Source organism: Acidobacteriaceae bacterium, from assembly GCA_028283655.1.
Lineage (GTDB): Bacteria > Acidobacteriota > Terriglobia > Terriglobales > Acidobacteriaceae > Granulicella.
This window is the reverse complement of sequence record JAPWKE010000003.1, coordinates 222,786-244,815: the sequence shown is the minus strand read 5'-3', so window position 1 is coordinate 244,815 and position 22,030 is coordinate 222,786. Positions and strand designations below refer to the sequence as shown.

Here is a 22,030-nt window from a genome sequence, read left to right as displayed (position 1 = left end):
TTCCTTTTCACCAAAGACCAATCATCTCTGTTGCGACAACGGCTAAGAGCTTTTTGCGACTTCCGAATGCTCTACATAGATTGCAGGGCCGCTGAAGCTATCTTTGCCTATCTCAACATAGCCCGCAAAATGACGCAAGTAGTCGGCATTACCGCTACCTGCGAGACGCACGAGCAGATCATGCCAACCGTGACGTTCGTCTACAGGCCACTCAACCTTTGTGGATCCTGCAGCAGCGATTTCATAGCTATTCTGCTGACCGCCATAGCGTTTAGCAACAGTGACCGTATCAGATGCCGCACCATAATTCTTCAACACAACGGCCAGCGGCACCTTCTTTCACCTAATACGCAGCGACAAACTCTTCAAGAATAATCAGTCTGTGGGAAGGTTTTATCGAGATTCTGCAATGCCAAACGGAGCCGTCCGGCGACGCAACGTGTCCGAAGGTTTTTCACCGAAGAAGCGCCGATAATCAGTGGCGAACTGGCTGGGATGCCAGAATCCAGACTGCGCAGCGATGCCTCGAACATCATTAAACGCGCTCGTCCGATCACGCAGAGCTCGACGTGCACAGTTCAATCGAAGGATACGAAGATAGGCAGCAGGGCTAATATCGCAAACTTCTTCAAAGGCATACTGCAGCGTTCTGCGACTGACATGCAATGCACGGCAGATTTCCTGAATGCATATAGGAGTGCCAGCGGCAGCGGCGGCATAGTCTCGAGTTCTCTGTACTAAACGATGACGGCCGACATAGGTCAGTGATGGCTTCGGCACATCCGCCTGCGTCAGACACTGCATCGCAAACGCATGTAGCAATCGACCCCGCAGTTCCTGACGTGCATGCTCATGTGAGAGCAACAACGCCGGCGCTTCAAAGATCTGCAGCAGCTCTTGCTTGAGCAACAAGTTGGCGGCGGTTCCCGCGTTCAGCGTCTCGCGGTGAAGCAAATCAGTATCCAGTTCAATGCCTTCGGTGTCGGCGATGTAGCGCTGAAGCAAGTTGCGATCGACCACGATGCCAAAGATGCGAAATGACGAGGGTGTATGTAGTTGAAACGGCACACCACCCGGTCGCACAGCTACCATATTCTCTTCGATGGCACACGAGCCGATTCTTCCCATCGAGGCATTGCCTACAGGTATACCGAACCAGTAAGCCCCATCCCACACTTCACAACTTTGCCGCAACTCATGGCTGGTTGTCTCTTCAAAGACCTGAAGCTGCTTGTCCATCCAAAGCTCACGCAGCACTCCGCAAAACGGTCCGCGAGATATCTGATCGTATGACTGTTTCCACTCCGTTAAGCTGGCGGCATGATCGTCTGCATCCGTTGCTATTGTCCTGCGTATAAGAGGGACTCGTGCGGAAGCATCCGATCTGGGCATAGAGCAACACCTCCCAAAGAAGAGTCACTGACAGCGTGCGTCAGATGGCCTCTTGGCAGTCAAGCATACGTGGTGCACATCCTCCGATCTACCTAACTTTGGATATATTATGCCCCCCAAATCATCCTCTGTTGCAACCATCGGTGCTATCGGCAAAGCGGCATTAAGGTGAAAGATTTCAATAGCGCATAAAATGCACCCACCACGCCGTAGCCTGCATAAGCTCACCCTGACGAATGGCAGATTGAAAATAAGTCCGTCAGCAAATCAACTGAAACCTAGAGAAAACAATGCTCTGTCCGATAGGGTTTCTGAACGAATGAGCAACGAGGTAGTGGCTCATCAAAATCACCCTCCGCAGTCGATGTGGCTGAAGATGCGAGCGCTTGCGATATCAAACATTTTGGCTTTTTCAGGCTGGCTGATGTATCTAGGACGATGATGCGAACAGCACGTTGCACCACGAATCTGCGCCGGAAACCATACGCAGTACACTTGCCTTCGCTGCGACGCACCAGCCTGCTCACCCTCGCGCTCATCGGTGCCCTTGCTGCCGACCGCCTCCATGCACAGTCAACCAATACCCCGGAAACACTTCACGTCTATTCGCGCATCGTGTCTCTGGATATCGTGGTCACGGACAACAAAGGTAATATCGTTTCCGGACTCACAAAGCATGACTTCACCGTTCTTGAGGATAAGCAGCCACAAATCATCAAGCACTTTGAATCTGTGCAAGACCATGCTCTGTTGCCCATGCCCGACAGCTCTATCGTGCAATCTTCTGCAGATCTGAAGAAGATTGGAAACGCACCCGTCGCAATTCTCGTGCTCGACGAGATGCTCACGAAGTTTGAGGATATGGCGTATTCCCGCGAATGCATAGAGCGTTACCTTAGGCAACAACAGGGAGTTCTGTCACAGCCGACCGAGATCCTCGTCGTACGCTCCGACCGTTTTCTAGTCTTGAAAGATTTCACGCAGGATCGCGCCGCACTGCTGGCTGCGCTGCAAAAGTATAAGCCGGTCAACCCAAAGATCAGCGGCCTGGGTGCGGGAGATGGCAAACGCATCATTATGGCGCTCGGTGCACTAGAGCAAATCGCGAAGTCGCAGATAGGTACTCCAGGACGCAAGAACATCGTCTGGATTGGCAAAGGCTTCCCCACGATTGATCCCGTAGGCGGCACCGTTGCCGAACCCATCCTCGAGTCTTTCGAGACATCGCTTCACATGACGATCAACCTTCTGCTGCGCGCGCATGCCGCATTATTTGTCATCGACCCAGCAGGGCTGCAAGGAGGAGGTATCGCGAATCCTACCGCTCAGAGCGATGATTCCCTCAGCGCTAATGATCCCTCTGTCGCAGCTAGTGCATCACTCTCTTCAGGCGCAGACGCAGCGCCAGACCAAAGTGAATTTACCTTTGCCAGTCTTGCTCCATTGACGGGAGGTGCTTTCCTTTTCAATCGAAACAATATAGATGGGCAGATTACCAAGTCGCTGGACGAGGGCACGCACTACTACACGCTCAGCTATGTACCCAACACAGATAGCACCACGGCAGCCCAGTATCGTCACATTCGCGTACAAGTTCATCGCCCTGGATTGAGCGTGCAAACAAGGCAGGGATACTATCCGCCCGAAGCTGTGGCTCCTGTGAAGCTAAATCCAACGCGGCAGCAGATCGCATCGACTGAAGAGAAGATCAGCCTAAGTGACCTCATTGATGCTGCATCCAATCGACTGGCGTATACCGCTATCGCTATAGAAAAGCCGACGACGGCCGACAGGAGCAACTATCACCTACGCGTAAAAGCCTCAGATCTTGAGTGGAAACCTCGTGACGGCGATGCGTTTGAAGCGGACACTGCATTATTTGTCGTTAGCTTTTCCCCTCAAGGAAAAGTCACAGGCAGAGATTATCTCGAAGTCCATAAGACCACCGCGACGCCTCCAATGCCAGCCAGCGCCGCAGAGGTTATTTACGATCTACAGTTCAAAGCATCGCCTAATTCTGCGAGGCTTCGTTTCGTTGTACGAGATATGAACTCTTCCAAGATTGGCACGGCGGATCTGAACCTTCCGTAGCTCGACAAGCTCATTTCTCCCCAACCAGCTAGCGCCAAATTTCCGAATGCCATTAATTACTCGCAGACAATTTTCATCACAACTCGCCGCTTTCTCCCTGCTCCCCACACTTGCAACTCATGCAGCTGCTGTCAACGATACCGCCAGTAAATCAAAGTTTACGGTGCAGCCAGATTGGCAGAATGTCCTCGCTAAGATTCCGGAAGACCTGCTGGGGCTTAGCTATGAATCGGCTCAACTCGGAGCCCCTTATTTTTTTTGCAAAGAAAATACTGAACTGATTCAGCTCTTCCGTCAGCTCTCTCCGCATGGAGTCCTACGCCTCGGTGGCAACTTGAGCGAATACACGCGCTGGAGCAACGACCCCAGTGTCATCGGTGCTCCCTCGCTTCTTCACCAGGCAGTAGGAGCGGACACCAATAGCAAGCGTAAGATTTCACCCTCGACCATTACGCCGCTTGCTATTCGCAATCTGAAAGCGTTTCTAGATGCCACAGGCTGGCGCTGTCTCTACGGACTCAATCTCGTGAACGGCACACCTGAGCGAACAGCGACAGAGGCGAGCTTTGTCAGTGCCACGCTTGGCGATCGCCTGATAGCTTTCCAGATCGGAAACGAACCGGATCATTATGTGATGAATGGTCTGCGGCCTGAAGGATATGGCTTTCAGGACTACTTCCGTGAGTGGTCGGTACTGCATCGAGTTGTACTAACAGCTCTTCCAAAGGCTCGTTTTGCAGGACCGGACATTGCCGAAGATCTCGACTGGGTAGAGGCCTTCGCGTCGCAAGCTCCAGAAGGCGTGGAGCTTCTTACCGGCCACCACTATGCAGAAGGCCCGCCCACGGATCCATCCATGACGCTGCGGCGCCTGCTCACCCCTGATCACGAGTTCGCTTCGCGCGTTCAGCGCATTAAACGCATTGCAGAACAATCGCGCATTCCATACTGCATGGCAGAAACAAACTCCTGCTATAGCGGGGGCAAAGCCGGAGTGAGCGACGTCTTCGGCTCTGCCTTCTGGAGCCTTGAGTATCTGCTCGAGCTGGCTCAATCAGGTGAGCGCGGCGTGTACTTCCATGGAGGCGCAACCAGCATCTACACGCCTATCGCAGGCGGCTCTGGCAAGTCATTCGAACCGCGCCCTCTTTATGGCGGGCTGCTGCTCTTTAAAGAGCTTCTAGGTAGCGAGATCGTCTCGCTCCAAACGCAGACGATCGACAGTAATACTACGGTCTACGCGTTCCGCAACCCCAACCGCATCCTTGTCATCAACAAGGGAAACGAGCCTGCGACGCTCGAACTTGAACACGCGATGCGCAGCATTGAACGACTCACCCTGAACGCTCCTTCGCTGCATTCCACGGGCGAGGTATCGATCGGCATGCAGCCGCTCAACGAAGCGCGACGTGCTCCCGAATGGGAAGCGCAAGAACGCACGCATCAGCTCATCGCGCAGCCAACCAGCGCAAGCCTCTTTCGCTTGAGTTGATCTCTGGCAACGATCTAGACGATTTCGCACAATATAAGATCGAGGACGATTTGTGAAAAGCCGCTCCGCTGTAAGACTGATTAAACGAGCCACTACGTCTCTTTTCTTTGTTGCATGCGCCGCGAGTTGTCACGCACAAAATCGCATCTCGCTCTTACCGTTGCCTGCGCAAGTCGTCGAAGGAACGCATGCGCTCAGCCTCGATGCAAGCTTCTCTGTTCAGTTCGGCGGCTACACCGAACCGCGGCTTCAGAGAGCCCTTTAACGCTTTCGCAACGCACTCTCCCACCGAACCGGGATCACTGTATGGAATCCTGCCAATACACACCCAACTCTCCTCATACAGGTGAATGCAGCGAGCGAGCAGATTCAGCAAGCACGTGAAGACGAGTCTTACCAGCTAGTCGTTACGGAGCAGGGCGCAAAGCTTATCGCAAAAACTCCGCTCGGTGCAATGCATGGGCTGCAGACACTGACCCAACTCGTCACGTCTGGCCCCGCAGGCTTTTATATCCCTGTGATCACGATAGACGACCAGCCAAGATTCCCTTGGCGCGGCCTCATGCTCGATTGCAGTCGTCACTTCATGCCAGTCTCTCTAATAGAGCGCACACTCGATGGTATGGAGGCCGTGAAGCTCAATGTCTTCCATTGGCATCTCTCCGACGACCAAGGCTTCCGTGCCGAACTCCACTCGCTCCCCAAGCTCACAGCAGATGGTTCCGATGGACTTTTCTACACGCGGGAGCAGATGCTCGAGGTCATTGCCTACGCGCATGATCGTGGCATACGAGTCGTGCCCGAGATCGACATGCCAGGACACGTCAGCGCGATGCTGGCAGCTTATCCCGAGTTTGGCAGCGGGTCAGGGCCATACTCCATCGAAAGAACGTGGGGCGTCTTCAACCCCGCGCTCGATCCTACGCGTGAAGAGACCTATCGCTTCATCGACAAGATCATCACCCAGATTACCGAGATCTTCCCTGATGCCTATCTTCACATCGGTGGCGACGAGTGCAATGGGAAGGAGTGGAAGACAAACCCACGCATCATGCGCTATATGCAGCAGCACGGCATAGTAAATGACAAAGGCATGCAAGCCTACTTCTCTTTGAGAGTGCAGAAAATCGTTGCGAAGCACGGCAAGATTCCGCTCGGGTGGGAAGAGATCCTTCAACCTGAAACAGCGAAGGACGTGGTCATTCAATCGTGGCATGGGCCGAAGCAGCTCCTTGAAGCCGCACGCAGTGGCCACAAGGTCATCCTCTCGAAGGGTTATTATCTCGATCTCAATCTGCCAGCAGCGGATCACTATGCTATCGATCCGCTACCAAAGGAAGCACTTCAACTCACGCAGGAGCAGCAGTCCAACATCCTTGGCGGCGAAGCAGCGATGTGGACCGAATATGTTTCCGAAGAGAACGTCGAGAGCCGCATCTGGCCAAGAGTAGAAGCTGTTGCCGAACGCCTATGGTCTCCTCGCGAAGCAACACAGGACGTCAATGATTTGTACCGCCGCATGGATCAGGAGTCGCCCATACTCGAAGCCTACGGCCTTAGCCCGCATAAGACCTATATGCGAATGCTTCAACGGCTATCCAACGGAAAGAACATGCCCCTTCTGAAGACGCTGGCCGATGTTGAAGAACCGCCGAAGCAGCATGGACGAGCCTACCTTGGTAGCTATAATTCCTTCATACCGCTAAATCACATGGTTGACGCAATCCCTCCTGAAAGCATGCTCGCTCGGGAGTTCACCTCGCTTTGCAATCAAATCTCAAAGAGGAATGCATCCCCAGAAGATCTGAAGCGAGCGAGAGAGCTCCTGACGGTATGGAAGCAAAACGGCGCGATGCTTGAACCTACGCTTTCTCAATCCGCACTCACAAGCGATTTAGCATCTGCATCAGCTGCACTTACAGACGCTGCGAAGATCGGCCTCTCTGCGCTGAATCTTATGGAGATTAATCGCAAAGGCACGCCAGCATGGCAAGATACTTCGCTCCGTTCACTGACCGATGACGAGAAGCCACACGCCACAATGATCCTTGCCATTACCGAGCCAATCAAAGTACTCGTCCGAAGTATCTCCATTCAGGCAAACTAACGATCTCGCGCCGATTTCCTACGGCTGACTTTCCTTCTAACGGCTGCGTTATCTAGCCGGCTGTGTAGCAGCTAAAAAAAAATTAGGATAATTCTGAATATTCAACCGTCGAAGCTTTATATCAACCTCGATCTCCGCAGCTACGTCCCTTCAAAGGAATGTACTTCGCGGTGCGTATCCGGGTCTCGCTCGACGGAGGAACAGAAACAGCTCAAGGCTCTATAGAGAACGCCAGTCTCCGAATCGATGCAGCGAGCGCCGTCACGGTGATTATCACGCCGACAGCGGGATACAGTGATTTCGCCACTCAGCCAGATACACCGATGCTTATACCGGTTGGAGCCGCTCATGGGTGACGTGCTTTTAAGCTCGACTCCACGACGGAGACGCCGCCCTTCAATCCATCTTCGGCTTCCTTAAAGCACGACAGCCAAAGCAAGCTGCTGAGCGCACAGGGGCCCGGTGATAAGGGCATCTTCCAGATCGATGCAAACTTCGAAACGACAGCCGCGATCACCGAGAGGCTCCTGCAAAGCCACGGAAACGAACTTCGCCTTACCCACCTCATGAAAGCAAGGAGAGGTGCGCGGACTGCATGCTCGCGGAGGATTTACTGTGGATATCGTCTGGTGCGATGGCACGACTACAGCAACCATCCGCCCGTCGCGAGACGGCAAAGTCCAAATCCTCTCTCCGAAGGGAACCAGACTAAAGGCGCCATCAGCGAACACGCACAACGATTCTCAGGCAGAAGTCTTCGAGCTCACCGTACATAGGGAGTCGCGCATTAGTTGCGCTTCGACGCCAGCTAGCTTCGAAGCGTCACACGTAACGTTAGCACCGGAATCGAAGCTGCCGCGTCCTTCGGTAACTCAACCTTCAACTGATCCTTCTCTTGCATCCAGAGAACAGGCTTCTTGTAACCAAGCAGCTCAACGCTCTTTACACCAATCCCATGGGCAGCAAAGGTTTTTACGGTCACGGTAGGCTGATGCCAGCTTCGCGCGAAGACGAATACATCCTCGCCCTTCGCCACAAATCGGAGATCAGATAGAAGCTGCGTGGGCGTTGCATCGTTGACAGCATCCTTTGCAGCCGCCTCCGACGAGGTTGTGATCGCAGCTCCAGACGTTGCAGGCTTCATGCTTACTATCTCTTCCGTGCGCACAATCCACGGGTGAGTACCGTAAATAGCTTCACCATTCTCCGCCATCCATGCACCAATTCTCTTCATATCCTCAAGAGCCTTCGGAGTCAGAGTGCCTTGTGCCGTTGGCCCCGTGTCTAACAACAGGTTCCCTCCCGCAGACACAACCTCGATCAAGTCCCGCACTAATACTTCAGGAGTCTTATAGTTTTGATCGTGCTTGTTATACCCCCAGTTCTTGCTCATCGTCATACAGGCCTCCCATGGCCCTGACGGGGTACCGCGGTCGAGATGCTGTTCCGCAACGGTAAAGTCGCCCTGGTCATTGCCGATTCGACTATCAATGATGCAGGCCGGCTGTAGCTTACGAATCAATGCCTTCAGCTCAATGCTTTCATCGCGACTAATCGTCTCCGGCGTATCGAACCACATCACGCCAACCGGGCCATACTGTGTCAGAAGCTCCGATACCTGCGGAAGCACCTTGCGCCGGAAATATTTCGAGAACACCTTACCATCTTCGTTGGGATAGTCCCAGGTATTGCTACGCCCGCCTTTTACAGGCCAATTCGTGGGGACATCCGGGTCCTGCCAATCCCTGCCAAGTGAGTAGTAGAAGCACATCTTCATCCCATGCTTGTGGCACGCTTTCGCCAAAGGCTTCATCGGGTCTTTGCCATAGGGAGAGCACGTCACAATGTTGTAAGCATTGCTCGGTGAATCAAACATTGCAAATCCTTCGTGATGCTTCGCCGTAATCACGAGGTATTTCATGCCCGCTTGCTTCGCCGCAATAACCCACTGTTCAGGGTCATACTCCGAGAGAGTCAACCCTGCGGCAAGCTTGGCATACTCCTTGTTCGGAATACGCTCATAGAGCATGAAGTGCTCCGCGCCTTTGGCTGGCCTACCGTTCCAATCCCCTGCAGCCACAGAATAGAGTCCCCAGTGCAGGAACAAGCCAAAGCGAGCCTCTTCCCACCAACGCATGCGCTCGTCTTCAGTAAGGTTACCAAGCGAAGAGGCTAATCCGCCTCTGTTCCGCCAAGCGAATCCTGTACGTGCTCCTAGAGCAACTCCAATCCCAAGCCTTACAGCATCCCTGCGTGATAACACGTATCTTCTCCTTTGTGAAGCACCGTCATATTTGAAGCCGTTCACTTGTGCTCTATACAATCCACCAGCGAAGACACCGATAGATAATTGGCCACGTATAGAGATCATGAGCCGGACGAACCAATAGGCCACAAGTTGTAAGCATCCGCATTGCACGAGCGTTCCGATTGAGTCCCGCAAACGCCTCGACCAGAACGTCAGCCTCCGTAGACATGACACTATTTTACGAACCTTCACACAAGCGGAAGCACTGATCGCCATAACCAGACAAGCATCCATACTTGCGCCAAGACCACACAACGGCCGCATTTGCCTAGGTCTCTCGGTGAGCTCCTACACCGAAGTAGATCGGTACAATGCCACTCCACTTCCGATGATCCCGGGTCCATATGCTTTTAGCATTCAGCCAGTACGCAGATATCTACGTACTGGCTGAGACTAGACTATGGACAACGCTCGCCGAGACAAACTATCCCGTAATGGAAGAACACTGACACGTCCTCTAGCTAAGGCATCGTACCGACCGTATTGTTCCCCACCGCAACAGACAACGGCGTGACTACAGGAACTGCAGCCCCTACTACCACTGTGACAGTGCCAGAACCTGCACTGCCGTTGGCGATCCATACGTTGCCGGAGCCATCAATAGCTACACCATGATTGACGTTCGCTAGAGAGAAGCGTTGCGATGTCGTGGAACCTGAGGTGTAGGACGCACCAACAAACCCTTTGCTCGAAGAGATAAGCGTGGCGCTATTGCTCAACTCAATGATGGCAGCCGTCGCAGCCGTGCCAGAGCCGGAGCCCGTAACCCAGACATTGCCCCCTCCATCAACAGCCAGAAACTGTGTCGATGTCAGCGTCGAAGAAGCCGAGCCGAGACTGATGTAGTTCGAAAAAGTAAACGCTGCGCTTGCCGACGCTGCGGTGAATGCAGTTCCATAACCCGGCACCACCTTTGTCACGCTATGAGCGACTCCTTCGCTTGTGTCGCTGTACCAGTTATTCACGATCCAAATTGCACCAGAGTGATCAAACGCCAACGCATAAGGCGTGCCCATGGCATTGATCGTGTCGCTGCCACTCGTAAGAGTGGGGATCTTTGTCGTGGGTGTAGTTGAAGCATTTGCACTCGAGATGAAATTCAGCGTCGACGAGCAGCCAGGCTTAATGGTCGATCCGGAGGTGCTCCGATAGTATTGACCGATCTGGCCGTAGTAGGAGTGTCCGTCTAAAGTGCCGCCACCTTGCTCTCCGATGGTCCACACGAAAGGCGAACCAGGGATCGTCGTCGCACTGCCTCCGGACGGAGTGTACGTGTCGTTCGTTCCCGAATCGAGAGCAATACTCAACGACGTTGTCGTTCCCCAGCCACCCTGCACATAGGTGCCATAGGAGCCCGCAACAAATTCACCAATCCCCTTACTCGCCAGACCAAGACTGCCACATGAACCCGTCGGCGTCGTACTGCCATTCATCGTGAACCAGACATTATTGCTTCCATCAACAGCGACCGCTGTTGGATAGCTATTTGCAAGTCCACCCGAAGTTTGGATGTTATAGCCAACAGCAGAGGACGATCCGCAGCTTGCAGAACCACACGTTGCGCCGCCACCATTCGCACCGCCAGCAATACCACCCGATCCCGTAATCATAAAAATACTATTGCCACTGTAGTCAGCTATCCAGGCATTACCGATCGTGTCGATGGCCACGCTATACGGTATGGAAACGCCGGCTGCACTGCTGGTGGTAGGAACATAAGATCCACCTCCGGAAATCGCCGTGCTCGTCCCACCCACGCTGTAATTGGTGACAGAGTAATAGCCGGAAACGGAACCAGCTTGCACCGGATTTCCTATTGGATCAAGCTCTGTCACGGGGTATCCCGTGCCAATGTTCGTAACCCAGACATTGCCGGCACCATCCACCGCGAGGCTATTTGGAACACTCAGTACTTTAGCCGCGGAAAAGGGGTTCACCGGCGTATACGCAATACCCACGGTCAGGTCCGTTACTGCAGACGCAGACGCGGGTACAGGAACAAAGGGCGGCGTACTCGTCACCAGGCTATACAGTGACGAAATTGCAGTAGATCCAAGGTTGGGGTTCAGAGCCATATACAGCGCCGCTTGAATCGTGTCTGCTGGAGCTGTCGAGCCGGATGGAGTGACATCACTAAAGAGTGTGCTGCAGTTCGATCCCGATGCTGTTGAACCATTGCTATTCACGCACGAAGCGAGCATATCGGCCAGGAGATTCAGCGTCCAATACTCCACCGTGGCCGTGCCGTTGGAGTTATTTCCCGGCGCAGCACCTGTGTTCGGGTTCACAAGAACGCTAGCCGTACTCATAGCGTTCACCAGTCCCTGAATATTCGCCGCAGAGGTCGAGAAATTATCTGCTGGCGCCGTTGCGGCAGTTGATCCACTGGCTGCCGCCCCCGCCTTCTGAATAAGGGTGGTACCAAAGGTAGACTGACGTCCAAACTGAGCCAGCGCATAAGCTGCGGCAACAGTAGTCAGTTCATTGATGGAGACGTACGTGGTCGAAGTGAGTGAGGCACATGGACCAAGCGCCGTCATCAACGCCAAAGCGTTATTAGCTCCAGAGCCTGGGTCGCCGCCCGAGGCTGTGAGGTAAACATACCCGCCCGTCTCACAGGAATAGTCACCGGTAAGGTTGAAGTTTCCATTTGAGTCGCTTGTGACTGTCGTCGTAAGAAGCGGCTTGGCGGCACTGGAGTAACCTGTCGTCCCCACTTGGTAAAGCTGAATCGTTGCTCCAGATACAGGTTGCTGTCCACCGTGCACATTCCCTTGTAGCTTTGCACCGGTCACCATATCCGACGAGCTACTTGCGGACATTCCCGAGAATCCGCAACCGGAGAGACATATCATCCCAACACAGACAATTCCTACCTGCAAAACGAGATTCCACTGCCAACTCCGACGCATCACTTCCTGCTCTCGGGTCCACGAAGTCACTGCGAACATGCTCAGATTCGCGCTGGAACTCGATGAAGACCATTTTAATTTGGTTTCTAAGAGTCAGATTCTAGGTGTTGTAGCAAAATGTATGCAATCTGGCTTAAGTCGGGGTCAACCATTTTAAATAATTATTCCCGTAGTGCCTTGATTGCGACTTGGCTTTTCTTATTGCAATTAGAGATCGCAATGCCATCTGCATCCGCCTGCATCTTTCGGGTGCCTTTTAGGCCTCCGTTTTGTGCCTATCGATTCTTAATGTAACGCAGCGCTCAACACACTTTTTGTGGTTCTGCACAATCGATGAGTGATGCTCTCTCGAGAAGCAGGAAGTATATCTTTTGACATATTGTCGCGTTTATAGGCCCACCCTATTATTTCTGTTTAGCATACCCCTCAGGCGATGGTCTCACTAGTCGACTATCTTGAGCTTGACATCCTCTCAGAACACTAAGGAATGGCATTGCACACAACACGTCGCCAGCTTCTCGCCGGGGTAACTCTCTCCTTAGCCAGCCGCTACTTGCCGGCGGAGCCTACGGAGCGTCAGCTTTTACAACCGTTTGGAGCTTTGCCCTCTAGCAGGCAACTCGCGTGGCATAAGCTCGAAACCTATGCCTTTCTACACTTCACGGTGAACACTTTCACCGATCGTGAGTGGGGCAGCGGCGACGAAGACCCCAACCTTTTCAGCCCGACAGATTTCGACGCCGATTCAATTGTTCTCGATCTCAAGCGAGCCGGTATGAAGGCGGTCATACTCACCTGCAAGCATCATGACGGCTTCTGCCTCTGGCCCACAAAGACGACGGAACACTCCATCCGCCATAGTTCGTGGCAAGACGGCAAAGGCGATGTCGTTCGAGACATATCAGTTGCTGCTCGTCAGCATGGCCTCAAATTTGGCGTGTACGTCTCCCCTTGGGACCGCAACAACGCATACTATGGCAAACCTGAGTACTTGCCCATCTATCGAGCACAGATCACCGAGCTTCTTTCGAACTACGGACCCATTTTTGAGATATGGTTCGACGGTGCAAATGGCGGAGATGGCTACTACGGCGGCGCAAGAGAGAAGCGCCTTATCGACAAAGCCACGTACTACCAGTGGCCAACGATTGTGAACATCGTTCGTCGTCTTCAACCGGATGCTGTTATTTTCGGAAAGACAGGTGATATCCGCTGGATTGGTAACGAAAAAGGCATCGCCGCTAATACCTGCTGGGCGACCTACGGCACACCAAAAGTCAAAGGGCATCAAGCAGAGGACATTCATGCTTCAGCAGATACGAACTTGGAGCCTCCGAACGGGGTTCGTTTTGGAGATCAATGGAAGCCAGCAGAGTGCGATGTCTCCATTCGCCCTGGCTGGTTCTATCACTTATCAGAAGACGACGAAGTTCGCACACCCGATAACCTTGTTGACCTTTACTTCGAATCGGTAGGGAAAGGCGCTAGCCTGCTCTTGAACTTCCCGTCCAACCGCAAAGGACGTATAGCTCCTCAAGATGCAACGTCTGGAGCCATATTTCATGAGCGTATCGAGAAGATGTTCAGCCGAAATCTTGCGGCGGAAGCATTACTCATCCCCTCAAACGTTCGGGGCCAAGAAAAACGTTATAGCGCTGCTTGCCTTGTCGATGGGAACGAATCATCTTTCTGGGCGACGGATGACAACGTCCATACACCCGAGCTAATCGTTCAGTACAACAAGCCTGTGGAGATTGCAATCCTCCGTCTCCGCGAAGCTATCGCGCTCGGCCAGAGGATTGCCGGCGTCGCGGTAGATCGATGGCAGGACGATCATTGGGTTCCCATTGCAGCAGCTACCAGCATTGGCCCCTGCAGGCTTATCCGTCTGGATCAACCAGTGCAAACTCAGCGATTGCGGCTTCGAGTAACGAATTCTCCCGTGGCTATTGCGCTGTCTGAGCTCGGCATATATTCACTCCACGACAAGGAACTGAACTAGGCCATAATGATGGATCGATTCACTCAAAACGATTGTTCCTCTTACTCATGTGAAGACTTGTAAGCAGCTTCGAGAAGGTTGGAGTTCGCAATAACGATGTTTTTTCCTTCGTTGTCCAGAATCACATGAGTCGCAGTGATCGCTGTGAGAGTTCCTCTCTGTCCGGCAATCTCCAGATCTTTGCCAACCGCAAGCATCTTGCGAGCGTAAAAACCAACCATAATGTTCTGGACGATATCTCGCGACCCCAGGCCAAACGCTAGGCCAAACGCTAGCGCGCCTGCTCCAAGAAAGAAGCTAGTCACGATTCGTACCATTTCCGTATCGATCTTGAGCTGTGCAATCGCCATCATGGCAACGACGAACACGATCAAAGATGAAGCCAGCTTCCCTAACACCACTGCTGACTCGATGCCGGAGTTTTCAGCTGCCTGCGTTACCGTCTCACCTGCAAACTGTCCGAGCGTAGTACCCAAGATCAAGAGCAAAAGAGCAGCAACTACATTCGGTAAATAAGAAAAAAACGCGCCTATCGCATTGGAAATGGCAATCAGGCCAAGCGCATCGCTGGCTGTCTTTGCCAACAAGAACAACACCAGAAAATAGACGAGCTTTGGGATGAATACGTTCAGTTGTTTGCGAAGACCAATTCGCTGCAGAGCTTTATCGATACCGGTTTTTTCCATTAAGCCGTCAAATCGAACGCGCACAAGAAGAGTTCGCAATACGATCTCAATCAGCTTCGCCGCAATCACACCCACGACGACCAGCAAAAATCCCACAGCTATTTTAGGAATAGCGGACAGGATCGTATTGCCCAAGTGACTAAACGCCTCAACCAGTCTCTCTCTCACCTTAATTATCCTTTTTGGTGCCGTTAGCACTCAATGACTCAATCAATACCGACCCAAATTCCTTTAAAACAGACGATGGCATCTCAAATGCAAACGAAGTAACCTGCGCCATCACCACCCGTCTCCCGATAGCGCGTCGAACCTTCCCGAGGAGCGTAGCTGAGGTGTCATACTCGAACCCAGCCAGTTCCTTTACTGGCTCTCCTGGATCCACCTCGTGCCCATCATCTTCAGAATGGGTATTCATTTCTTCCCTACAATGGTGCTCATCGAACGTGCTTTCTCGTATCGGATCCTAAACTCTTGACGCGCACGTTTGATCCGCATCTTCGTTGCAGAAAGTCCGATTCCCAAAGACTTCGCAACTTCCTCGTAGGACAGCTCGTCCATGTCGCACAAAACTAACGGAATCCGCAGAGTATGCGGCATCGACTCCAATACGGAGCTGATGAGCTTTTTTTCACCCATCGCGCCAGCAACTCCTTCTGCTGTGACCTTCACTTTGAGTTCTTCGAACTCGCTTGTTTCCGGGTCTCCAACATCAACGAAAGACTGGGAATTCTTTTTGAGGTGATTCAGGCAATGATTGATCTTAATGCGTTTCAGCCAATGCCCAAAAGAAGATCGTTTCTCAAATCCACGCAGGCCAAAGAAAACTTTGACGAGGACTTCTTGCGCCAAGTCTTCAGCGTTATTGACATCTCGTGTGATTGATCGACAATTGGCAACAACACGCTTTTGATAACGCATAACTAGCTCTTCGAAGGCGCGAAAATCACCTTCGGCTGCTTGCGTTGCCTGAGATACGAGCTCTTCGTCCGAGTCTGGGGCCCTATCAGATCTTCCAGTAGGAGTGCCATTCATCGAGTTCAGCATCTCACGTTCTCCTGTACCCCTACAACCAAATTGTTGGTTAACCCAACCTAATTGTATAGACCGCTATTTTTCTTCTCATAACCTTTCTTAAGTTCTTCAACGTGTTACTTTCTCTCAAGCACTATTGTCTTTTCAAGTGAAACAGAGATCGCAGATCGCACGAGGAGAACCTCCAGAATGCTGCTCAAAGGAACTCATAGCTCATCGCTCATAAACGATGTAGTAAATCTGACTAAAGACATATTTACTGAAACTGAATTTGACTCCTTAGATATTATGCTCATGCATTCCTTTACTTCCCCATGACGGCAGGCTGTATCAAAAAGGCAACAATGCTCACCACGGCGCGGCCATCAAAACGGTTCGACGGCTCTGCTTCTTATAGATACAGAAGGAGATTCATGTCATTCATTCTTTGATAGATATTCATACGAGTTCTACGCAAATTTCGGAGGTCATTTACTGATTTCGCAGTACTGATCAGGCGCACAGCTGGATTCAACAGCGCAGTTTGCCCGTGCTCTACGTTTTTCCTGAGTTCTTCGCCGACGCGCTAAAGGGCAGTCGTGCAGAATCTCCCTTACCGCACGATACATACGTGGAGTTCAAAATGAAGTTTTATTTCGCAGCGGTACTGTCTATAGCTTCCATTGGCGCGTGTATCAGTTCTAATGCCCAAACTTCATCAGCTATTCCTGCAGGGTCGACAGGGTTGTGCAACGACGGGACGTATTCGCAGAACGCCAAGAAGTCGGGGGCTTGCAGCGGACATAAGGGCGTAAAGACTTGGTACGTGACAGCCTCTACAAATGTCGCCACGAAACCTATGACTGCGACGACAGCAAGCGGCAATCAAGGCAATTCAGTCGGTACATCAAATGTACCCGACACCAAGCTCCCAACTACCAGTTCTAGGTCCAACGCTGGCCCCGGTATGGTCTGGGTGAATACAGCGACCAAGGTCTACCACTGTTCGGGCACTCGCTTCTATGGCACCACCAAGAAGGGTGCATACATGTCCGAGGCTGATGCTAAGACAAAGGGTTTCCATCCTGATGCAAACAAAACCTGCTCGAAATAGCCGATCGATGGGCTTCTCACTGATATTGGAACTACAAAGTGGAATAGAGAGGAAAAATTATGGGAATTTTGGATATCGTTTCGTCTTTAACAGAACAGCGTGGCAATGGCGACACTGCAGCGGTGGGTAGTGGCCTCATACAAGAGCTTGAGAACGCACCTGGTGGTATTTCAGGTATCTTTCAAGCCTTTCAGCAAAATGGTCTGGGCGGTTTAGTGCAACAGTGGTCCACGGGGGAGTCTCAGCACGCGACTCCTGATCAAATTCAGCAAGGGCTAGGCAATACGGGTGTGATTGAAAAGATCTCAGAGCGTACTGGTCTACCGCCGAATGTCATTGAGATCGGCTTGGCAGCTCTAATTCCTCTCGTGATCCATCACTTTGTGACGAATGGCCATACAGATCAGGACGGAACCCCAACGGGCATCCCAGTGCCCGATTCAGGAAGCCTGCTGCAATCCATACTTGGAAAACTTCTTTGACGTTCTTGCAACTCCAAACGCGTTCCGGAGTTGCAATTGATTTACATCTAACCGCTCCATCATTACGAGAGATAAGGGTAAGAATTATGGCCGATCTTGAACAGTTAAAGCAGAAATACGCTCCAGTAATGGAGAAAATGGATCAGTTTTCGCCCTACGGCGCGACTGTTGAAGTCGTCGACCTCGACGGAGAGCAGCTCCATATTAAGGGATCTGTGCCTAGCGTAGTTGTTGCCAACAGAATATGGGACACGATCAAACATGTAGATCCCCAATACGCCGATCTGCATCATGAGATTGCAACGGCAGGTCCAGAGAATCAACCCTACATGATTCAAGAAGGAGATACGCTTAGTGCCATTTGCGTTCTCTTCTATGGCAACGCAAACAAGTACCTCAAAGTTGCCGAGATCAATGGTATCCAACCTGATTCTATTTCGATCGGACAGACGATCCAGCTTCCTGTTCTCTCTTGATCGAGACGGGGAGGTCTTCCCGGTCTTTATCTTGATCACTGGCCAAAGATATTTATGAAGGAGTCTAGACGAGTCCATGTTTATTGTTTGGTGGTTATTTGTGGGTCTCATAGCGGGTTATCTCACCGGAAAAATCATGAAGGGCCATGGCTATGGAGTCCTACCGGATATCGTTGTCGGCATTGTGGGTTCTCTAGTCGGAGGTATAGTCATGCGTATGTGCGGCTTCGCTGATGATGAAGGCTTGCTTTATACAGTGTTCGCCGCATTCCTGGGATCCATAATACTTACCTGGAGAATACGAAGGACAGCGGGTAATCAGTCGTCTAGATTTTAAGATGATCTTCCTGCGTGGTCGGTTAAAGATCACGCAGGAGTGGTCCCGTACGCCTCCCCGTAATGAGACGGAACGGGTTTTAGTATGAATGCTTTTAGAAGTAATTTAGATCTGCAATCGAACATTGCATGGAACGAACCGATGTTGTCATCATATCTATCCGCTACTGAAATGCTTAGTGACCTACATATGCATACCTCTGCTAAGAAAAACCTGACTCGAACAACCCCTCACGAGCCACTCAGAATTCTTATTGCTGACGATGCAAAACTTGTTGCCGATACACTGGGAGAAATTCTGTGCAGGTCTGGGTTTCTCGTATCTGTGGTCTATAGTGGCAAGAAAGCTCTTGAAAGAGCACCGGACTTTCTACCCGATTGCCTTATCGCGGACACGCTGGGCTCCGAAATGAGTGGCATAGAGCTCGTGGTACAGATGAAGAAGCATTACCCGATGATTCAGATTGTGTTTGGCCTGACCGATCTTTTGTACCAGTTGGATTGTTAGTGTAGCGCAACGATTTCTGAGTTCAGATCGATGCACGATAAGGCGGTAAGAGGAGCTGGGAGCGAAGCGACCGGCTCCTCTTGCCGCCGAACAGTGGATGCTAGCCAGGCCTCTGGCGCCGGCGGTCTGTAGCCTAGTGATGAGTGCGGTCTGGCGGTGTTGTAATGCCTGCGCCAGCGTTCGGCCAGCACACGCAGTTCCTTCAGCGAGTAGAAGATCTCACCGTTCAGGAACTCATCTCTCATCTTCGAGTTGAAGCTTTCGCAGTAACCGTTCTCCCACGGTGAACCGGGTTCGATGTACATCGTCTTTGCTCCTGTCTTGGCCAGCCATGTACGTAGATCATGCGCCACGAACTCCGGTCCGTTGTCCGAGCGAAGATGCTCGGGCACGCCCTTGCTCACCATCACATCAGCCAGTGCTTCGATCACCTTCGCACTCGACCAGCGCCGCTCTACCTTTACGATGAGCGCCTCACGTGTGTGCTCGTCGATCAGGTTCAACGTACGCGCCGTCCTGCCGTCATGCGTTCGCACGCTGACGAAGTCGTAGCTCCACACATGGTTGCGATGCATCGGCCGCAGCCGCACACACGATCCATCGTTGAGCCACAGCCTACCGCGTGGCTTCTGCTTCTTCGGTACCTTCAGCCCCTCGCGACGCCAGATGCGCTCCACGCGATCCTTGCCCACCTTCCAGCCCGCATGCACCAGCAGCGCCGTGATGCGCCGGTAACCGTAGCGGCCATACTGGCCGGCCAGAACAACGATGGCTTGTGTGAGTTGATCTTCATCTTCGCGCTGTGTCGGTCGATAACGCTGCGTGCCGCGCGGTTGCTTCACCACACGACACGCCCAGCGCTCACTCATGCCCTTCTGCTGAGCATGATCCACCGCACAACGCCGTCGCTCAGGGCTTAGAAGTTTCCCTCCGCGATGTCCTTCAACACCAGCTTCTCCAGGCTCAGGTTCGCAACCAGGCGCTTCAGCTTCGAGTTCTCCTGCTCCAACTCCTTCAGCCGTTTCGCCTGGTCCACCTGCAGACCGCCGTACTCTTTGCGCCAGCGGTAGTACGTCTGCTCTGTGATCAACGCTTCCTTGCACGCAAGAACAGTCGTCTTGCCGTTCGCGATCCCTACTTCCACTTGCCGAAGCAGGTTCACCACCTGCTCAGCTGTATGCCGTTTCCTTGCCATAACCAGCTCCTTGTATCCAGTTCCAATGATTACAACTGGTACAAATCAAGCCGGGCAGACCATGTTCTTTTCAGGAAAGATGCGATTTGTTGATAAGTTATCGCTAGACAAACTTCAAGGCATTCACTTCGATCTGATTGAGAAACCCATCTGCCCTTCAGTTTTAATCAACAGAATGCGTTCAATAAGCATTACGTAGCGAATTGGTAACCGATAATACTTCACATACTCTTATGCAGAAAAAGTTGCATACGAAATTTACGATAAATAATAAAAAGTATAATTTTTAACAAGTAATATTTGTTCGATTGACATCCCTCTGGGCGGATACAATAGCGTTCGACTCAATAATTTGGGGAACCAAGTTCATTTAGCTATGCCGTGGCTACTGTGTTACGGCCGCTCAGTTTGGCCATGTAAAGAGCCCTATCTGCAATCTGGATAAGCGCCTCAGGCGCCAGCAGAACGTCACTACCGCTTGCAATAGATGTAGTGACACCAAGGCTTGCAGTGACGATATTCGTACCCGTAGCAGCCTCTTTATAAGGTATCTCTAAACGTTCAATTGCCTGCCTGATATTTTCCGCAATAGCCGTGGCCTCTGCCGCTCCACAATCGGGGAGAATAATAGCTATCTCTTCACCTCCATAGCGAGCAACAATATCAGTCTTGCGCACAGTGCTCATGATGCTTGTGGCTATATCACGCAAGCAAGAATCACCTGCCTGATGGCCATAACAATCATTAAATCTCTTGAAGTGGTCGATATCGAGAAGTATCAACGATATTTTTGAACCATCGTGCAACGTACGTGCCCATTCTCGCTCCAGAGCTTCATCAAACGAACGACGGTTTGCCAGTCCCGTGAGACCATCCGTGGAGGCCAATACAATAAGCTTATCTTCGAGCAACTTTCGCTCCGAAGTGTCTCTTATGACGACTGCCGCACCGGTTGCATAACCTGCTTCATCATGAACGATCCCAGTGTGAATTTCATACCAGCATATTGATCCATCTCTTTTCTTCAATCGAGCTACTACGATATTCGCTTTGATTTCAGGTGCATGCCATTGCGCCACTGCAGCCGTCAGTAGTTGAATATCGTCCATCACAGCGAAGTCCAGGATACGCTTGCCCGTCATCTCTTCCGGCGCCCAACCGAGGACGCGAGTTGAAGACGGGGAGACATAGCGCATAACGCTGTTGACATCGCATCGACAGATAACGTCAGCGCTGTTTGAAGCCAAGAATCGAAAGTCTTCAGAATGAGGACTCATTATCAATCCTTCGCAAGGAGCGCGGTTTGAACATGCATGATCACGTATTGCTCTCCCATGGGATTTAGAGATAAACCCATTTATGTTCTCGTTAGCCAAGCAAGTGAAGATTCAGGTGTTGAATTTGCCAAAACGTGTACACAGCCCACGCATCAAAGATATCTACGGCTGTCATAAATCTATCTCCCTTCAATCAAGACAGATAAATCATTCTGAAAGTCACATAAATCCTTCGCGACGCAGTGCACTCTTCGAGTACGGCCATATTACCCGTAACCCGTAGATTCAAGCATTGGCCTGCGGAAGGAACAAAGGGGGCAAGGCTGCGGCTAAAACGTGATTGCGCTTTTGTAAATGATTGCTTCGGCACGCCGCTGTATATGCGGACGAGTCGCTGTTGAGTGATTCCTGTGACAATGCAAACATTCGCCTTATCGCATTGAGCTTTCAGGCGGCCGAGTTGCGCACGTGTGCCAATAACCTTTTCCATCGCGTCATGAATCTTCTTGTCTTGCAAGAAAAGGGAGTGCGTCGGATAGAGGCTTAACATTCGTATCAGGTTATGCAGGCGTGCGAACGGAATCTGATCTTTAAGCTCTCGCCCAAGACGCAATTCTTCAGCTGAGATGCTCCCACAAGTC

18 protein-coding genes are annotated in these 22,030 nt (G+C 51.8%); 9 read left to right on the top strand and 9 right to left on the bottom strand.

Annotated features, from left to right (window positions below):
• Window positions 1-42: 42 nt before the first annotated feature.
• On the bottom strand, window positions 43-318 hold the full coding sequence (locus PW792_03835; GenBank protein MDE1161061.1) for a DUF756 domain-containing protein: 276 nt from the start codon (window positions 316-318) through the stop codon (window positions 43-45).
• Between the two features lie 75 nt (window positions 319-393).
• Window positions 394-1,239, bottom strand: a complete 846-nt coding sequence (locus tag PW792_03830; protein ID MDE1161060.1) for a helix-turn-helix domain-containing protein — start codon at window positions 1,237-1,239, stop codon at window positions 394-396.
• A gap of 519 nt (window positions 1,240-1,758) precedes the next feature.
• On the opposite strand from PW792_03830, the gene PW792_03825 reads away from it, so the two are divergent.
• From PW792_03825 to PW792_03815, 3 genes are all read left to right on the top strand, one after another.
• Window positions 1,759-3,483, top strand: a complete 1,725-nt coding sequence (locus tag PW792_03825; GenBank protein ID MDE1161059.1) for a VWA domain-containing protein — start codon at window positions 1,759-1,761, stop codon at window positions 3,481-3,483.
• A 334-nt stretch (window positions 3,484-3,817) separates the two neighbouring features.
• Window positions 3,818-4,975 carry a hypothetical protein gene (locus PW792_03820; protein MDE1161058.1) on the top strand — a complete coding sequence of 386 codons (1,158 nt, stop codon included), beginning with the start codon at window positions 3,818-3,820 and terminating at the stop codon, window positions 4,973-4,975.
• Window positions 4,976-5,429: 454 nt separating this feature from the next.
• Window positions 5,430-7,082, top strand: a complete 1,653-nt coding sequence (locus PW792_03815; GenBank protein MDE1161057.1) for a family 20 glycosylhydrolase — start codon at window positions 5,430-5,432, stop codon at window positions 7,080-7,082.
• 808 nt (window positions 7,083-7,890) lie between these two features.
• Here PW792_03815 and PW792_03810 read toward each other — a convergent pair.
• Entirely contained in the window at window positions 7,891-9,390 is a 1,500-nt protein-coding gene (locus PW792_03810) for an alpha-L-fucosidase (protein MDE1161056.1), read from the bottom strand.
• A 461-nt stretch (window positions 9,391-9,851) separates the two neighbouring features.
• Complete coding sequence (locus PW792_03805; protein ID MDE1161055.1) at window positions 9,852-12,212, bottom strand: hypothetical protein; 2,361 nt, start codon at window positions 12,210-12,212, stop codon at window positions 9,852-9,854.
• 577 nt (window positions 12,213-12,789) lie between these two features.
• Between PW792_03805 and PW792_03800 the strand changes: the two genes are divergently transcribed.
• Window positions 12,790-14,304 (top strand): alpha-L-fucosidase, encoded by a 1,515-nt coding sequence (locus PW792_03800; protein MDE1161054.1) that lies wholly within the window; start codon window positions 12,790-12,792, stop codon window positions 14,302-14,304.
• A 41-nt stretch (window positions 14,305-14,345) separates the two neighbouring features.
• Here PW792_03800 and PW792_03795 read toward each other — a convergent pair whose 3' ends face one another.
• From PW792_03795 to PW792_03785, 3 genes are read right to left on the bottom strand one after another with little or no spacing between them, the layout of a single operon-like run.
• Window positions 14,346-15,125, bottom strand: coding sequence for a mechanosensitive ion channel (locus PW792_03795; GenBank protein MDE1161053.1), 780 nt, complete (start codon window positions 15,123-15,125; stop codon window positions 14,346-14,348).
• A gap of 34 nt (window positions 15,126-15,159) precedes the next feature.
• On the bottom strand, window positions 15,160-15,405 hold the full coding sequence (locus tag PW792_03790) for a hypothetical protein (protein ID MDE1161052.1): 246 nt from the start codon (window positions 15,403-15,405) through the stop codon (window positions 15,160-15,162).
• Entirely contained in the window at window positions 15,402-16,034 is a 633-nt protein-coding gene (locus tag PW792_03785) for a sigma-70 family RNA polymerase sigma factor (GenBank protein ID MDE1161051.1), read from the bottom strand. Before PW792_03785 ends, PW792_03790 begins: the two co-directional genes overlap by 4 nt.
• A 610-nt stretch (window positions 16,035-16,644) precedes the next feature.
• On the opposite strand from PW792_03785, the gene PW792_03780 reads away from it, so the two are divergent.
• The 5 genes from PW792_03780 (at window position 16,645) to PW792_03760 (ending at window position 18,917) form a co-directional block, all read left to right on the top strand.
• Entirely contained in the window at window positions 16,645-17,115 is a 471-nt protein-coding gene (locus PW792_03780) for a DUF3761 domain-containing protein (GenBank protein MDE1161050.1), read from the top strand.
• Window positions 17,116-17,174: 59 nt separating this feature from the next.
• Window positions 17,175-17,597, top strand: a complete 423-nt coding sequence (locus PW792_03775; protein ID MDE1161049.1) for a YidB family protein — start codon at window positions 17,175-17,177, stop codon at window positions 17,595-17,597.
• 86 nt (window positions 17,598-17,683) lie between these two features.
• Window positions 17,684-18,073: a LysM peptidoglycan-binding domain-containing protein gene (locus tag PW792_03770; GenBank protein ID MDE1161048.1), complete on the top strand. Its 390-nt coding sequence runs from the start codon at window positions 17,684-17,686 to the stop codon at window positions 18,071-18,073.
• A 136-nt stretch (window positions 18,074-18,209) separates the two neighbouring features.
• Complete coding sequence (locus PW792_03765; protein ID MDE1161047.1) at window positions 18,210-18,410, top strand: GlsB/YeaQ/YmgE family stress response membrane protein; 201 nt, start codon at window positions 18,210-18,212, stop codon at window positions 18,408-18,410.
• Window positions 18,411-18,494: 84 nt separating this feature from the next.
• Window positions 18,495-18,917, top strand: a complete 423-nt coding sequence (locus PW792_03760) for a response regulator (GenBank protein MDE1161046.1) — start codon at window positions 18,495-18,497, stop codon at window positions 18,915-18,917.
• Here PW792_03760 and PW792_03755 read toward each other — a convergent pair.
• A protein-coding gene (locus PW792_03755) for an IS3 family transposase (protein MDE1161045.1) occupies window positions 18,914-20,112 on the bottom strand; the annotation gives its coding sequence in 2 pieces (ribosomal slippage) (window positions 18,914-19,848 and window positions 19,848-20,112; 1,200 coding nt in all). The genes PW792_03760 and PW792_03755 overlap by 4 nt on opposite strands.
• A 374-nt stretch (window positions 20,113-20,486) precedes the next feature.
• Window positions 20,487-21,389 (bottom strand): sensor domain-containing diguanylate cyclase, encoded by a 903-nt coding sequence (locus PW792_03750; GenBank protein ID MDE1161044.1) that lies wholly within the window; start codon window positions 21,387-21,389, stop codon window positions 20,487-20,489.
• Between the last annotated feature and the right edge of the window lie 641 nt (window positions 21,390-22,030).